The sequence below is a fragment of the Pseudomonas sp. Tri1 genome (assembly GCF_017968885.1).
Classification (GTDB): Bacteria; Pseudomonadota; Gammaproteobacteria; order Pseudomonadales; family Pseudomonadaceae; genus Aquipseudomonas.
In genome coordinates this window covers 3,058,354-3,076,724 of the sequence record NZ_CP072913.1, presented here as the reverse complement: position 1 = coordinate 3,076,724, position 18,371 = coordinate 3,058,354, and the positions used below count along the sequence as shown (strand labels likewise).

Genomic DNA, 18,371 nt, shown 5'->3' with positions numbered 1-18,371 from the left:
GAACGATGCGCCCATGTGAGGAAATTCACCGTATTGCGGTGTTCGATCATCACGCCCTTGGGCAGACCAGTCGAACCCGAGGTGTAGATCACATAGGCCAGGTGCGACGAGGTCAGGCCCGGCACCTGTGGATTAGGCGCCGCTTCGTCCTGCCAGACACCTTTGTCGAGGTCGATCACCGGCACCATGGTCTCGCCCAGCAAGTGACGCGTGGTTCCTTGAACCAGGATCGCCGCCGGGGCACTGTCTTCGAGCATGTAGGCAATGCGGTCCTGCGGATAAGCCGGGTCCAGCGGCACATAACCACCACCGGCCTTGAGAATCGCCAGCAGGCCAACGACCATGTCGATGCCGCGTTCGACGCAGATTGCCACCCGCGAATCGGGTTTTACGCCCTGCCTGCGCAGGTAATGGGCCAAGCGGTTGGCCAGGCCGTTGAGCTCGCGATAGTTGAGCTGGCGTCGGCCATGGCGCACCGCCACGGCATCCGGCGTACGCTGCACCTGTTCTTCGAACAAGCCATGAATCGTCTGCTGCCGCGGATAGTCTGCCTCGGTGGCGTTGAACGTCACCAGCAGTTGCTCGCGCTCCGCCGCCGGCACAATCGACAGTTCACGCAACGCCAGATCAGGCGTGTGCTCCAACGCCATCACCAGGCTTTCCAGCGCCATGTGCATGTAACCACAGACACGCCGGGCGCCCACTGCGACCACGGCCTGGGCCGTGAGCCGGAAGCCTTCGCCCAGGTCGTCCACGTTCAGGCACAACGGATAGTTCGTCCGCTCCTCCATGCTCAGGGTTTGAATGCCGTGCCAGGCCGAAATGGCCGTGTCGGACACCGCTTCAGCCGCGCTGTGTCGATAGTTCAACAAGGTACTGAACAACGGCAGCGAGGTCGGTACGCCACTGCAACGCTGGGCCAGGGACAACGAAGCATGCTCATGCCCAAGCAAGGCCGACAGCCGCCCATGGGTCGCCCTGACACCCGCGCGGGCGCCTTGGGCGCCGACGCTGACGCGCAATGGCAGGGTGTTGATGAACATGCCCAGGGCCCGATCAGCCCCTTCGCCACCCTGCATCCGCCCCATCAGTACGGTGCCGAACACCACTTCTTCACGGCCCGAGACCCGGCCGACCACCTGCGCCCAGGCCAGATGGACCAGGCTTGCCGCGCTCACCCCCAGCTGACGGGCCTGCATCCGCAGGCGCTGGGCCAGTTTGGCATCCACGTCCAGGTGCTGTTCTTCGATACCGCTGCCGTCGCCCTGCACATCCTGCAGGCCGAATGGCAGCGTAGGCTCATCGATATCGGCGAGCATGTCGCGGAAAAACGCTTCGTGCTGCTCACGACTGACCCCAAGCCGGGCCTGCGCCACATGGTTGCGATACGGTACCGCTGGCGAAAGCAACTGGCCCTGCCCCAACAGACTGGCCTGCATTTCGTGCACCACCACTTCCAGCGCCGTATGGTCCAGGGCCATGTGATGGAACAACAGGATGCCGACCCAACGCTGATTCGCCACATCCTGGGCATAGGCCAGGCGCATCAGCGGTGCCTGAGCGATATCGAGACGGTAATGACGCGGGTCGAAGCGTTCGTGCAGTTGCTGCACCACGTCGTCCCCGGCCGGATCCACCGCGATCTCCTCGAGGCCCAGGGTTGCCTGGCGCCAGACCACTTGCACCGGTGTTTCCAGGCCTTGCCAGACCATGCTGGTGCGCAAGATATCGTTACGCAAGACCACGCTCTGCAAGGCATCGGCGAAGGCTTGCAGCCGCTCACGGTTGTCAAAGCCAAACAGCACCTGCAACACGTAGGGGTCGCCCTGCTCGGCGGCAAGGTGGTGGTAGAGAATCCCTTCCTGCAACGGCGCCAGGGCGTAGATATCCTGCACATTGGCCACGCCGCCCGGCACCGTGGCCACGATGCGGTCGATGGCAGCCTGGTCCAGATCGGCCAGGGGCAACATGTCTGGGGTGATACGTGTGCAGCCGTCCGGGATGGCGTTATCCGGCACGACGACATCCCTGCTCCCGCCCACCGCTGCGGCCAATGCCGCCAGCGTCGGCTGGCCGAACAGCACCCGCACATCGGCGGCCAGGTCGACCTGACGCATACGCTCGATCAACTTCACGGCCAACAACGAGTGCCCGCCCAGCTCGAAGAAATTATCGTGGCGACCGATCTGCTCGATCTTGAGCAAGTCCTGCCAGATTCGCGCGATAGCCACTTCGACTTCGCCTTGCGGAGCCTGGTATTCACGACTGATCACCGCCGACTGATCCGGTGCCGGCAGCGCCTTGCGGTCGAGCTTGCCATTGGCGGTCAACGGGAACGCGGCCAGCGTCACAAAGGCGCTAGGCACCATGTAATCGGCCAACGAAGCCAGCAACTGGGTGCGCAGGTCAGCGGCTGACAGTTGCGCCTCTTCTGCAGCGATGACATAGGCCACCAGGCGCTTGTCGCCCGGATCGTCCTCGCGGGTGATCACCACCGCTTCGCTGACACCCTCGCACGCGGCCAGCGCCGCTTCGATCTCGCCCAGTTCGATGCGGAAACCACGGATCTTCACCTGATCATCGTTGCGGCCCAGGTATTCGAGGCTGCCGTCCACCTGCCAGCGACCGAGGTCGCCGGTCCTGTACATCCGGGCATTCGGCGCAGAACTGAACGGGTCGTCGAGGAAACGCTCGGCGGTCAATGCCTCGCGGTTCAGATAACCGCGGCTGACGCCCGCCCCTGCCACGTACATTTCACCGACCACACCCACCGGCACCGGCTCGCGCTGGGCATCGAGCACGTACAGCTGCAAGTCAGGAATACGCTTGCCGATCGGGCTGACACCCGTCAATTGCGCGTCCGCTGCGGTCAGTGGACGGTACGTCACGTGCACCGTGGTTTCGGTGATGCCGTACATGTTGACCAGTTGCGTCCCGGCATTGATTCCACGGGCATACCACGGCTTGAGAATGCCGGTTTCCAGTGCCTCACCGCCGAAGATCACCTGGCGCAGGCTATGGCTCAGGTCGCTTTCGCCCTGGGCCGCGATCAACTGCCGGAAAGCACTCGGCGTCTGGTTCAGCACCGTGACACCCGCCTCGCACACCAGCGCGTAGCAGTCCTGTGGAGAACGGCTGACCAGTTGCGGCACCACCAGCAAGCGGCCGCCATGGGTCAATGCGCCCCAGATTTCCCATACCGAGAAATCGAAGGCAAAGGAATGGAACAACGCCCACACGTCGTGCGGACCGAAGTCGAACCACGGTTGTGTCGCCGAAAACAGCCGGGCGACGTTGCGGTGCTCGACCATCACGCCCTTGGGTAGGCCAGTGGAGCCCGAGGTGTAGATCACGTAGGCCAGATGGCTGGCATCCAGGCCCGGCACTTGTGGGTTGGCGTCGGACTGGTCCTGCCAGCTGCCGTCATCGAGCGCCAGCACCGGTACCGCGACTTCAGCCACTGCACGGTATGTGGCGGCCTGGGCCAACACTGCCATGGGCGCGCTGTCACGCAACAGGTAGGCAATACGTTCGGCCGGATAGGCCGGATCCACAGGCACATAACCGGCGCCGGATTTCAGGATCCCCAACAGACCAACGATCATGTCCAGGCCACGCTCGACACAGATCGCGACCCGATCATCCGGGCGAATACCTAGCGATAGCAAGCGATGAGCGACCCGGTTCGCCCTGGCGTTGAGTTCGCCATAGGTCAGCGTCCGATCTTCGAACACCACCGCCACCGCATCGGGCTGCGCGGCGGCGCGAACTTCGAATTGGCCATGGATCAATGAGTCATCGGCGTACAAGGCATCCGTCGTATTCCAGGTATCGAGCAACTGCCGACGCTCGGCCGGCGGCAGGATTGCCAACCCGTGCAACGGGGCCAGCGGTGATTGCTCCAGGGCCTGCACCAGGTTTTCCAGAACGCAGTTCACATAACCGCAAACCCTCGCGGCGCCAATCGGTGCCTGGGCCATGACCGTCAGGTTGAAGTCTTCACCCAGGTCATCCACCGACAACGTCAACGGATAGTTGGTGCGCTCTTCACCTTCCAGCGTCTGGATACCGTCCCAGGCGGCTACGACTTCGCTGGAAGCCGTCTGCGCACCGAGATGGCGATAGTTGAGCAACGCGCTGAACAACGGTGCCGGCGCGGCCACGCCGCTGCAACGTTGCGCCAGCACCAGCGAGGCGTGCTCGTGTCCCAGCAACGCCGTTAAACGTGCGTGGGTAGCCTTGACCCCGGCGCGCACGCCTTGCGCCCCCAGGCCTACGCGCAACGGCAGGGTGTTGATGAACATGCCCAACGCCCGGTCGGCGCCGTCGCCGCCCTGCATGCGCCCCAGCAACACAGTGCCGAAGACTACGTCATCCTGGCCCGATACCTTGCCCAACACCTGCGCCCAAGCCAGGTGATACAAGCTTGCCGCGCTTACGCCGAGCTGGCGCGCCTGCGCCCGCAGACGCCGGCTGAGCGGGGCATCGACCCTCTGGCGCACCTCCTCGATATCGTGTCCATCGCCCTGCACATTCTGCAAACCGAAGGGCAGCGTCGGTTCGGTCACATCACCCAGCATTTCGCGGAAGAAGGCTTCGTGGTCCTCGCGGCTCACGCCCAGCCGCGCTTGTGCGACATAGTTGCGATACGGCACCGATGCTGCCAATTGCAGCCCGTTCCCGCCCATGAAGGCGCCAATTTCCGCAGTGAGCATGCCCAGGGAGGTCGCGTCATCCACCATGTGGTGGAACAGCAACATGCCCACCCACCGGTTGTTCGTCACATCTTGGGCATAACCGATACGCATCATCGGCGCCTGGCGAATGTCCAGGCGATAGTGCCGCGGGTCCAGGTGTTGGCGCAGTTGCCGGGCAATATCCCCTGCCTCAGCGTCCAGTGCTATCTCCTCGAGCCCCAGTTGCGCCTCACGCCAGACCACCTGGACCGGGTCGTCCAAGCCTTCCCAGAGCACTGCGGTGCGCAGGATGTCATGCCTGGACACCACGTTCTGCAGTGCCTGGGCGAAGGTATCCAGATGTGCACGGCTGTCGAAAGCAAACAGCACGTATTGCAGGTAGGGATCGCCTTTGGCCGCCGCGAGGTGGTGATACAAAATCCCTTCCTGCAGCGGTGCCAGGGCGTAGATGTCCTGCACATTGCCCACGCCGCCGGGCACCGTCGCCACGACGCGGTCGATCTCGTCCTGGCTCAGCATGGCCAGTGGCAACAGGTCGGGCGTGATCCGCGAGCAGTCGTCCGGAATGAGGTTGGCCGGCACCCGCACTTCCTGGCTGCCACCCACCGCCGCAGCCAGGGCCGCCAGCGTCGGCTGGCCGAACAGTACCCGCACGTCGGCGGCCAGGTCGACCTGACGCATGCGCTCGATCAACTTCACCGCCAACAACGAATGCCCACCCATTTCAAAGAAGTGGTCATGACGGCCGACCCGGTCCACCTGCAACAGGTCTTGCCAGATCCGCGCAATGGTCGTCTCGACTTCACCTTGGGGCGCTTCGTATTCGCGGGTCACCACCGACGACTGATCCGGCACTGGCAAGGCCTTGCGATCCAGCTTGCCGTTGGTAGTCAGCGGGAAGACCGTCAGCATCACGAACGCGCTGGGCACCATGTATTCGGCCAGTGAACCCAGCAACTCAGCGCGAAGCTCAGCGGCCGACGGTGGCTCGCCCTCTTCGGCAATCACATAAGCCACCAGGCGCTGATCGCCCGGCGCATCCTGGCGGGCCATCACCACGGCCTCACGTACACCGTTGCAGGCCGCCAGCTTCGCCTCGATCTCCCCCAGTTCGATACGGAAACCGCGGATCTTCACCTGGTCGTCATTGCGCCCCAGGTATTCAATGCTGCCGTCCGCCAACCAGCGGCCGAGGTCACCGGTCTTGTACATGCGGGCGTTTGGCGCAGAGCTGAACGGGTTGTCGAGGAAACGCTCGGCGGTCAGTTCGTCACGGTTCAGGTAACCACGACTGACACCCGCCCCACCCACGTACATTTCACCGACCACCCCCACTGGTACCGGCTCACGCTGGGCGTCGAGCACGTACAGCTGCAGGTCGGGAATGCGTTTGCCGATCGGGCTGACACCCGTCAATTGTGCGTCCGCTGCGGTCAGTGGACGGTAGGTCACGTGCACGGTGGTTTCGGTGATGCCGTACATGTTGACCAGTTGCGTCCGAGCGTTCGCTTGGCGGGCATACCAGGGCTTGAGAATGCCGGTCTCCAGCGCTTCACCACCGAAGATCACCTGGCGCAGGCTGTGGCCCAGGTCGCTTTCACCTTGGGCGGCAATCAGTTGGCGGAAGGCACTCGGCGTCTGGTTGAGGATGGTCACGCCCGCTTCGCATAACAAGGCATAGCAATATTGCGGTGAACGGCTGACCAGTTGCGGCACCACCAGCAAGCGGCCACCGTGGGTCAGCGAGCCCCAGATTTCCCAGACCGAGAAATCGAAGGCAAAGGAATGGAACAGCGCCCACACGTCTTGCGGGCCGAATTCGAACCAGGGCTGGGTTGCCGAAAACAGCCGTGCGACGTTGCGATGCTCGACCATCACGCCCTTGGGCAGGCCAGTGGAGCCAGAGGTGTAGATCACGTAGGCCAGGTGGCTGGAGTCCAGGCCCGGGACGTCGGGGTTGTGCTGCGGTTGCTGGCTCATTTCGCCAGCGTCGGCCAGGTCGAGCACCAGGGTAGGCACCGGCAATACCGGCAGGCTGTCGCGCCATTGCGACTGGGTCACCACCGCCACAGGGCTACTGTCATCCAGCATGTAGGCGATGCGCTCGGGTGGATAAGCCGGGTCCAGCGGTACGTAGCCCGCACCGGCTTTCAGGATACCCAGCAGGCCAACGATCATGTCCAGGCCGCGTTCGACACAGATCGCCACTCGGTCATCCGGACGAACACCCTGGGCCACCAGGCTGTGGGCCAGTTGGTTGGCGCGGGCATTGAGCTCACCGTAGGTCAATGCCTGGTCTTCATATACGACGGCCACAGTGTCGGGTTGGGACGCGGCCCAGCCCTCGACTTGCCGATGGATCAGGGCATCGTCGGCATACGCGGCGTCGGTCGTGTTCCAGGTTTCCAGCAACTGCCGACGCTCGGCGGCTGGCAGGATCGCCAAGGTGTGCAGCGGAGTGTGCGGTGCCTGCTCGAGGGCCACGACCAGGTTTTCCAGGGCCACTTGCATGTAGCCGCAAATGCGCGGCGCACCGATGGACGTATCGACCATCGCCGTGAGGAGGAAGCCGTCGCCCATATCATCCACGTTGAGGGTCAACGGATAATTGGTCCGCTCATCACCGCCCAGCGCGTTGATCCCGCTCCAGGCCGACAGGGCGTCCTGGGTCACTTGGACCGCACTGTGGCGGTAGTTGAGCAAGGCGCTGAACAGCGGCGTCGGCGCGACCACGCCACTGCACCGTTGCGCCAGTGCCAGCGAGGCATGTTCGTGGCCCAGCAAGGCCGTCAATCGACCGTGAGTGGCCTTGACGCCGCTGCGTACGTCCTGACTGCCCACATCCACCCGCAACGGCAAGGTGTTGATGAACATCCCCAGGGCACGGTCCGCACCGTCGCCGCCCTGCATCCGCCCCAGCAGGACCGTACCGAACACCACCTCCTGTTTGCCGGACACCTTGCCCAGCACCTGTGCCCAGGCCAAGTGCACCAGGCTGGCGGCACTCACCCCCAGGTGGCGTGCCTGTGTCCGCAGGCGCCTGGACAACGCCAGATCCACCGGCTGGCGGACCTCATCGATACCGTGCCCCTCACCCTGCACGTCCTGCAGACCAAAGGGCAGCGTCGGCTCGTCGATATCGCCGAGCATGTCGCGGAAAAAGGCTTCGTGTTCTTGTTCGCTTGCCCCCAGACGGGCCTGGGCCACGTAGTTACGATACGGCATTGCTTCGCCCAATTGGCCGTCCTGGCCCAACAGGTGCATCTGCATCTCGTGCTGCATCACATCCAGCGCCGTGTGATCCAGGGCCATATGATGGAACAGCAGGATCGCTACCCAGCGATCCTGGGCCTCGTCGCGGGCGTAAGCCAATTGCAGCAACGGCGCCTGGCCCAAGTCGAGGCGATAGTGCCGGGCATCGAAGCGGCTGGCCAGTTGGGTGGCAATATCCCCAGCCGAGGCCTCTGGAACAATGCACTGCGGCTCCAGCACCACGTGGCGCCAGACCACTTGCGCCGGCTCATCCAACCCTTCCCAGACCACGCTGGTGCGCAAGATGTCGTGGCGATCGATCACCACTTGCAGCGCCCCGATGAAGGCGTCGAGGCGTTCACGGTTGTCGAAGGCGAATTGCGTCTGCAGTACGTACGGGTCGCCCTGTTCGGCGGCCAAGTGATGATAAAGGATGCCTTCCTGCAACGGTGCCAGCGGGTAGATATCCTGCACGTTGCGCGCCCCACCGGGAACGGTGGCGACGATCTGGTCGATGGCGTCCTGGGACAGGTTGACCAGCGGTAATAGCTCAGGGGTGATGCGTTCGCAACCCAGAGCAATCAGGTTTGCCGGCACGCTGACTTCCCTGCCGCTGCCAATCGCCGCGGCCAGCGCCGCCAGGGTCGGTTGGCTGAACAGCACGCGCACGTCGGCGCTCAAGCCAGCCTGGCGCATGCGTTCGATCAATGTCACGGCCAGCAGCGAATGGCCGCCCAGCTCGAAGAAATGATCGTGGCGACCCACCTGCTCGACCTTGAGCACGTCAGCCCAGATTCGCGCCAGGATCTGCTCCACCTCGCCCTGCGGCGCTTCATATTCGCGAGAGGCATAGGCCTCGGCGTCCGGCGCTGGCAGTGCGCGGCGGTCCAGCTTGCCGTTGGCGGTCAGCGGGAAGGCTGGCAACACCACGAAGGCGCTGGGCAGCATGTAGTCGGCCAGCACGCTCGACAATTGCCCCCGTAAGTCGTGAACCGACAAGGTCACGCCCGGTTCAGCAATCACATAACCCACCAGGCGCTTGGGACCGGCATCGTCTTGTCGCGCCAGTACCACCGCGTCTTTCACGCCAGGGCACTGGCCCAAGCGGGCTTCGATCTCGCCCAATTCGATACGGAAACCACGGATCTTCACCTGGTCGTCGTTACGCCCCAGGTAATCCACCGTGCCGTCCGCTCGCCAGCGGGCCAGGTCGCCGGTGCGGTAAAGCAAGGCACCGGGGTCGGCATTGAACGGATCGGCGACGAACTTCTCGGCGGTCAGTTCTGGGCGGTTCAGATACCCCTTCGCCACGCCGTCGCCACCGATGTACAGCTCACCGGCCACGCCGATGGGCACCGGTTGCCGGTTGGCATCCAGCACATAGACACGCGTGTTACCAATCGGACGACCGATCGGAATACCGCCCTCGCCCACGGTTTTGATTTCGTGGGTGGTGGTGAAGGTGGTGGCCTCGGTCGGGCCGTAGCCGTTGAGCAGGTGCAGCGGCGCGCCTTCGTTCAGGACGCGACCAATCACCGCCGGGTCGAGCACATCGCCGCCGACGATCAGGTAGCGCAACTGGGCGAACACCGGCATCAGCCCGGCGGCGTATTGATGGAACAGGCCGGCGGTCATCCACAACACGCTGACCGATTGCTCTTGCAACAGCGCCGCAAAACGTTCTTGCGTCAGCAGCACGTCCTGGTCGACCACCACCACGCACCCACCGTTGAGCAACGGTGCCCAGACGTCGAGGGTACTGGCGTCGAACGCCGGGTTGGAGGCAAACGCGACCCGGTCCTGGGCGTTGAAGTCGGCGTAGCCATTGTTGATCACCAACCGGTTGATCGCCCGGTGCGGCACCAGCACACCTTTCGGAGTGCCGGTGGAACCGGAGGTGTACATGATGTAGGCGACCGATTCGGTGCTTTGTATCAATCTCAGGTCGTGATCCGCCTCGCTATCCATGACAACGGTGTCCAGATCCACACGGGCAATCCCCTCGGGGGCCGTCATCGTGCTCAGGGTCAGAAGCGTCCGGGCACCGCTGTCGCGCACCATGAAATCCTGACGCTCCAGCGGTGCGCTGACGTCCAGCGGCACGTAGGCGGCGGCGCACTTGAGAATCGCCAGTTGGCTGACCAGCAGCTCGAGCGAACGCTCCAGCACAATCGCCACCCGGTCACCCGGTTGAATCCCCAGGCCGATCAGATGGCGGGTCAGGCAATTGGCGCGGCGGTTCAACTCGGCGTACGTCAGGCTATGGCCGTTGTGTACAACCGCCATTGCATCCGGACGCTCCTTGGCCTGGGCTTCGAACAGGCTATGGACGGTCCTGTCCTGGGGATAGCTGCGAGTAGTGGCGTTGAACTCCACCAGCAATTGCCGACGCTCAACCGACGGCAGGATCGACAGGCTGTGCAACGGCGTCTGCGGAGCGTGTTCCAGCGCCTCGACCAGATGCTCCAGGGCAATGCCCATGTAGGCACACATCCGTTGCGCGCCGATCTGCGGCACCGCCAGCGCCGACAAGCGGAAATCTTCGCCCAGGTCATCCACCGACAAGGTCAGCGGGTAGTTGGTGCGTTCTTCGTTGCTCAGCAGTTGAATACCGTCCCAAGCCACCAACGCTTCGCTCGAGGCAGCATCTGCGGCGCTGTGCCGGTAATTGAGCAAGGCGCTGAACAACGGCAGCGGCGCGGCCACGGCGCTGCAACGCTGGGCCAAGGCCAACGAGGCGTGCTCGTGCCCCAAAAGACCGGTCAGGCACGCGTGGGTGGCTTTCACCCCGTCGCGCACGCCTTGGGCTCCGACACCCACTCGCAGCGGCAAGGTGTTGATGAACATGCCCAGTGCCCGGTCGGCGCCCTCGCCACCCTGCATCCGGCCCATCAATACGGTGCCGAACACGACGTCCTGCTTGCCGGACACCTGCCCCAGCACCTGCGCCCAAGCCAGGTGATGCAGGCTCGCGGCGCTCACACCCAATTGACGAGCCTGGGCCCGCAGACGACGACTCAAGTCGGCAGGCAGGCTCAGTCCAGCTTCTTCGATATCGCTACCGTCGCCGCGAACGTCCAGCACACCGAACGGCAATGTCGGCTCGTCGACATCACTCAACATGTCCCGGAAGAACCCTTCGTGCTCCACGCGGCTCACGCCCAAGCGGGCCTGGGCCACGTAATTGCGGAACGGTACTGCGTCGCCCAACTGGTCGGCCTGGCCCAGCAGGTGCGCCTGCATCTCGTGTTGCACCACTTCCAGCGCCGTATGATCGAGCGCCATGTGGTGGAACAGCAGCATCGCCACCCAGCGTTGATTGGCCGGATCGTGGGCGTATGCGATGCGCATCAATGGCGCCTGTTGCATGTCCAGGCGGTAATGCAGGGTGTCGAAGCGCTCGCGCAACTGCCCGGCGATGTCGCCCGCCTCGGCGACCAGCGCCAGCTCTTCCACCGCCAATTGCGCTTTGCGCCAGACCACCTGTACCGGCTCGTCCAGGCCTTCCCAGACCACCGAGGTGCGCAGGATGTCATGGCGATCGATGACGCCTTGCAGAGCCAGGGCAAACGCCTCCAGCCGCTCGCGATCGGTGACGATGAACGTGGCTTGCAACACATAGGGATCCCCCGTGTGCGCAGCGATGTGGTGATAGAGGATCCCCTCCTGCAACGGCGCCAATGGGTAGATGTCCTGCACGTTGCGCGCACCACCTGGCACCGTCTCCACGATGCGGTCGATGTCTAGCTGGTCCAGCGCCACCAAGGGCAGCATCGATGGCGTGATCCGGGTACACCCCAGCAGAATGCCGTTGTCCGGCACCACAACCTCACCGCCACTGCCAACCGCCGACGCCAGCGCCGCGAGCGTTGGCTGGCTGAACAGCACCCGCACGTCCGCCGACAAGCCGAGCTGACGCATCCGGCCAATCAAGCTGACCGCCAGCAGGGAATGGCCGCCCAGTTCGAAGAAATGATCATGACGGCCCACGCGCTCAACCTTGAGCAAGTCTTGCCAGAGCTGCGCCAGGGCGGTTTCGACCTCACCTTGCGGGGCTTCGTAGCCACGGGTGATGACGGCATCGAGGTCCGGCGCCGGCAGGGCCTTGCGATCAAGCTTGCCGTTCGGCGTCAGTGGCAACGCGTCGAGGCGCACGTAGGCGGCGGGCACCATGTATTCCGGCAGTTGTGCTTGCAGGTGCGTGCGCAGGGCTTCGATTTCTGCTGTTTCGTCCAGCGAGTGCTGGGTGAAATAGGCCACCAGGCGCTTGTCACCCGGCACATCTTCCCGGGCCAGGACCACGGTTTCCTTGATGTTTGGAGCCTGGGCGAGCTTGGCTTCGATCTCCCCCAGTTCGATGCGGAAACCACGGATCTTCACCTGATCGTCATTGCGCCCCAGGTATTCGATGTTGCCATCCGCCAGGTAGCGCCCCAGGTCACCGGTCTTGTACATCCGGGCATTTTGCGTGGTGCTGAACGGGTCCTTGAGGAAGCGTTCAGCGGTGAGGTCATCGCGATTCAGGTAACCCCGCGCCACCCCGGCCCCGCCGATGTAGATTTCACCCGGCACACCCAATGGCACGGGTTGTTGGTATTCATCGAGCAAGTAGAACTGGGTATTGGCCACCGGCTTGCCGATGTGTGCGGCAAAACCGTCCTCACGAGCCATCGACACCCAGCTTGAGTAAGTCGTGGTTTCCGACGGGCCGTAGAGGTTGCACAGGCGCTTGACTTGGGTCTGTTCGAACAGGCTTTCCACCAGACTGCGCTTGAGCGCTTCACCGGCGACGTTGACCGTGTCGACACCCTCGCTTACACCGCCCGACTCCAGCAACGCCTTGAGCGCCGAAGGCACGGTGTTGATCAGGGTGATGTCGTGCTCGCCCTGTTGCAGTTCCAGCACATTAGTCACGACTTCGATGCTGCCGCCTGAAGTCAATGGCGCAAAGCATTCGTAAACCGCCAGGTCGAAGTTCAGCGAGGTCGAGAACAGGGTTTTCGCCAAGGTCTGCGAATCGAACGAACGATGCGCCCAGGTCAGGAAGTTCACTGTGTTGCGGTGTTCGATCATCACGCCTTTAGGCAGACCAGTCGAACCCGAGGTGTAGATGACATAGGCCAGATGCGCGGACGTCAGCTCGGCGACCATCGGATTCCGGACGGATTCGTCCTGCCACAGCCCGCTATCCAGATTGATCACTGGCATCGAAGCGCCGGCCAGCAGTTCGACCGTCGCGTCCTGGGCCAACACCGCCGCTGGCGCGCTGTCCTCCAGCATGTAGGCAATCCGCTCCAGCGGATAGACCGGATCCAATGGCACATAACCGCCACCGGCCTTGAGAATCGCCAGCAAGCCCACGACCATGTCGATGCCGCGCTCGACACAGATCGCCACCCGCGAATCGGGTTTCACCCCTTGCGAGCGCAGGTAATGCGCCAAGCGGTTGGCCCGTTCGTTCAACTCGCGATAGTTCAGGCGTTGCTCGCCACGGATCACCGCAACGGCATCCGGCGTACGCTGCACCTGCTCTTCGAACAACCCGTGAATGGTCTGCTGCTGTGGGAAATCGGCTTCGGTGGCGTTGAACGTCACCAGCAGTTGCTCGCGTTCCGTAGCGGGCAAGATCGACAGACGATACAGAGCCGCCTGTGGCGTCTGTTCCAGTGCCTGCACCAGTGTTTGCAGCGCTGCGTGCATATAGGCGCAAACCCGTTGGGCGCCGATCTGCTGCGCGACCAGCACCGTCAGGTTGAAACCGGTCCCCAGGTCATCGACGTTCAAGGTCAACGGATAATTGGTACGGTCTTCCCCATCCAGGACGTTGATACCGCGCCATGCTTGCAATGCCTGCGTCGACGCCTCGCCCGAGGCGCGGTGCCGATAGTTGAGCAAGGCGCTGAACAGCGGCAACGGCGCCGCCACACCACTGCAACGCTGGGCCAGCGCCAGCGAAGCATGTTCGTGCCCGAGCAAGGCCGTCAGTTGCCCATGGACCGCCTTGACGCCAGCCTTGACACCTTGGCCACCCAAGCTCACGCGCAGCGGCAAGGTATTGATGAACATCCCCAGTGCGCGGTCGGCGCCCTCGCCAGCCTGCATCCGGCCCATCAGGACCGTACCGAACACCACCTCCTGCTTGCCGGACACGTTAGCCAGCACTTGCGCCCACGCCAGGTGTATCAGGCTGGCGGCACTTACCCCCAGTTGGCGGGCCTGGGCCCGCAGGCGCAGGTCCAAGGCGGCATCCACTGCCTGGCTGCTTTCTTCAATGTCGCGGCCACCACCCTGCACGTCCTGCAGATTGAATGGCAGCGTCGGCTCGTCGATATCGCCGAGCATGTCGTGAAAGAACGCCTCATGTTCTTCCCGACTCACACCCAAGCGTGCCTGGGCCACGTAATTGCGATAGGGCACCGCTTCGGACAGTTGCCCGGCTTCCCCCAGCAAGTGCGCTTGCATCTCGTGCTGCACCACGTCCATCGCCGTGTGGTCCAGGGCAATGTGATGGAACAACAGTGTCGCGACCAAGCGATGATTGGCCTCGTCCCGTGCATAAGCCAAGCGCATCAGCGGCGCCTGGGCGACATCGATACGGTGGTGGCGCGGGTCGAAACGCTGGCGCAGTTGCCCAACGATATCGCCAGCGGCCGGGTCGAGATCGAGCGCTTCGAGGGGCAGCCTGGCTTCACGCCAGACCACTTGCATGGGCTCGTCCAGACCTTCCCACACGATGCTGGTGCGCAAGATGTCGTGACGATCGATGACGACCTGCAATGCCTGGACGAACGCCTCGAGACGTTCCTGGCTGTCGAAGGCAAACTGTGACTGGAGCAGATACGGGTCGCCCTGCTCGGCGGCGAGGTGATGGTAGAGAATGCCTTCCTGCAGCGGCGCCAACGGATAAATATCCTGAACGTTGCACGCACCACCTGGCACCGTCGCTACGAGACGGTCGATGGTCGCCTGGGACACGTTGGCCAGCGGTAGCAGCTCGGGAGTGATGCGCTCGCAGCCGAGCGCAATCAGATTGGCCGGAACGCTGACCTCCTTCCCGCTGCCGACAGCAGCCGCCAGCGCGGCCAGGGTCGGTTGGCCGAACAGCACACGTACGTCAGCGCTCAACCCGGCCTGACGCATGCGCTCGATCAGGCTGACCGCCAGCAGGGAATGCCCGCCCAGCTCGAAGAAATGGTCGTTGCGGCCTACTCGCTCGACCTTGAGCAAGTCTTGCCAGAGCTGCGCCAGGGCGGTTTCGACCTCGCCTTGCGGGGCTTCGTAGCCACGAGAGATGACGGCATCGAGGTCCGGCGCTGGCAAGGCCTTGCGGTCGAGCTTGCCGTTCGGCGTCAGTGGCAACGCATCGAGGCGCACGTAGGCGGCGGGCACCATGTATTCCGGCAGTTGTGCTTGCAGGTGCGTGCGCAGGGCTTCGATTTCTACTGTTTCGTCCAGCGAGTGCTGGGTGAAATAGGCCACCAGACGCTTGTCGCCCGGCACGTCCTCACGGGCCAGGACCACGGTTTCTTTCAGCGCATCGTGGCGAGCAAGTTTGGCTTCGATCTCGCCGAGTTCGATGCGGAAACCGCGGATCTTGACCTGATCGTCGTTGCGCCCCAGGTATTCGATGTTGCCATCCGCCAGGTAGCGACCGAGGTCACCGGTCCTGTACATCCGGGCATTTGGCGTGGTGCTGAACGGGTCCTTGAGGAAGCGTTCAGCGGTGAGGTCATCGCGGTTGAGATACCCACGAGCGACCCCAGCCCCGCCGATGTAGATTTCGCCCGGCACGCCCAGTGGCACCGGTTGTTGGTGCTCATCGAGCAAGTAGAACTGGGTATTCGCCACCGGTTTTCCAATGTGTGCCGCGAACCCGTCCTCACGGGCCATCGACACCCAGCTCGAATACGTCGTGGTTTCTGAAGGGCCGTAGAGGTTGCACAGGCGTTTGACCTGGGTCTGTTCGAACAGCGTCTCCACCAGGCTGCGCTTGAGCGCTTCACCGGCAACGTTGACCGTGTCGACGCCCTCGCCCAACCCACCGGACTCCAGCAAGGCCTTGAGCGCCGAGGGCACGGTGTTGATCAGGGTGATGTCATGCTCACCCTGTTGCAGTTCCAGCACATTAGTCACGACTTCGATGCTGCCGCCAGACGTCAGCGGCGCGAAGCATTCATAGACCGCCAGGTCGAAGTTCAACGAGGTCGAGAACAGCGTTTTCGACAACGTGGCGTCATCGAAGGAACGATGGGCCCAGGTCAGGAAGTTCACCGTGTTGCGGTGTTCAATCATCACGCCTTTAGGCAGGCCGGTCGAACCCGAGGTGTAGATGACATAGGCCAGATGCGCTGAAGTCAGCTCGGCAACCACCGGATTCTGGACGGACTCGTCCTGCCACAGCCCGCTATCCAGATTGATCACTGGCATCGAAGCGCCGGCCAGCAGTTCGACCGTCGCGTCCTGGGCCAACACCGCCGCCGGCGCACTGTCTTCGAGCATGTAGGCGATGCGGTCCAGCGGATAGGCCGGATCCAGCGGCACATAACCACCGCCAGCCTTGAGGATGGCGAGCAGCCCTACAACCATGTCGATACCACGCTCGACACAGATCGCCACCCGCGAATCGGGTTTCACCCCTTGCGTGCGCAGGTAATGCGCCAAGCGGTTGGCCCGTTCGTTCAACTCGCGATAGTTCAGGCGCTGCTCGCCACGGATCACCGCCACGGCATTCGGCGTACGCTGCACCTGCTCTTCGAACAACCCGTGAATGGTCTGCTGCTGCGGGTAATCGGCTTCGGTGGCGTTGAACGTCACCAGCAGTTGTTCACGTTCCGAGGCCGGCAGGATCGACACGTGCTGCAAGGGCTGGTCCGGCGTCTGTTCGAGCATGCCAACCAGGCTTTCCAGCGCCTGGCGCATATAGCCAGCAATGCGCTGGGCGCCAATCCCGGCCAGGGCCAGCACGCTGAGACTGAAACCTTCGCCCAAATCATCCACCGATAAGGTCAGTGGATAGTTGGTGCCCTCCGCTCCACCCAGCGAATGCAAACCTTCCCACGCCTCCAGCGTCTGTGCCGTGGGTGCTTGCGCCGTGCCGCTGTGTCGGTAGTTGAGCAACGAACCGAATAACGGAGCAGGTGCGGGCACGCCGCTGCAACGCTGGGCCAAGGCCAACGAAGCGTGTTCATGGCCGAGCAACGCCGTCAGGCCGGCGTGCGTGGCCTTTACGCCCTCGCGCACGCCCTGCCCGGCCAATTTCACCCGCAATGGCAGTGTGTTGATGAACATGCCCAGTGCGCGGTCGGCACCGTCGCCACCCTGCATCCGGCCCATCAGCACCGTGCCGAACACCACGTCCTGCCGGCCGGAAACAGCGCCGACCACCCGCGCCCAGGCCAGGTGATACAGGGCTGCCGCACTGACACCCAACTGACGGGCCTGCGCTCGCAAGCGACGGCTCAATTCTCCATCGATCGGCAGGTGGACTTCCTCGACCACCGATTCGCCTTCGGGCACCGCGGAAAAACCCAGCGGCAACGTTGGCTCATCGACATCGCCCAGCATCTCGCGGAAAAACGCTTCATGGGAATCGCCGCCCACACCCAGGCGGACCTGCGCCACATAGTTGCGATAAGGCACAGGCTCGGGCAACTCGTCGGCCTGCCCGAGCAGGAACGCCTGCATCTCATGCTGCACCAGCTCCAGCGCCGCATGATCCATCGCCATGTGGTGGAACAACAGGATCGCCACCCAACGCTGGTGGGTTTGATCCTGCGCACAGACCAGGCGCATCAGCGGCGCCTGACCGACGTCCAGTCGGTGATGCCGGGTGTCGAAACGCTGCTGCAGTTGCCAGAGGATGTCGCCATCGGCAGGGTCCAGCACGATCTCTTCGAGCGATAATCTGGCCTGGTGCCAGACCACTTGCACGGGCTCGTCCAAGCCTTCCCACACCATCGAGGTGCGCAATATGTCGTGGCGATCGATCACGCCTTGCAGAGCCTGGGCAAAGTCATCCAGTCGTGCGCGTCGGTCCGCGCCGAACAAGGCCTGCAGCACATAGGGATCACCCTGCTCTGCGGCGAGGTGATGATAGAGAATGCCCTCCTGCAACGGCGCCAGGGGGTAAATGTCCTGCACGTTGCCCGCACCGCCAGGAACGCTGTCGACGATCCGGTCGATCGCCTCCTGACTGAGGCGAGCCAGGGGCAACATGTCTGGCGTGATACGAAATGCCGGGCTCAGCCAGTCGCCACCGTTTCTCTCCACCAACTCAAGCAGTTCGCGCTTATGGGCAATGAGGCTGTCCCACAGCGCGTTGTCCAGTCCTTCGTCGTCGCCCAGGATCACAAGGTTGTCGTCGTCCTGTTGGAGACGGATCGGGTGCTGGGACAGAGCTGTCATCAATTCGCTGAATTGCAT

1 protein-coding gene (running past one end of the window) is annotated in these 18,371 nt (G+C 63.4%); it reads right to left on the bottom strand.

Annotated elements, in window-relative coordinates; all coding sequences use genetic code 11:
- Positions 1-18,371, bottom strand: the 5' portion of a protein-coding gene (locus J9870_RS13235) for a non-ribosomal peptide synthetase (RefSeq protein WP_210644691.1). Its footprint begins 12,556 nt before the window's first position; the window shows 18,371 of its 30,927 coding nt (coding positions 1-18,371); it begins with the start codon at positions 18,369-18,371; its stop codon lies beyond the left edge, outside the window.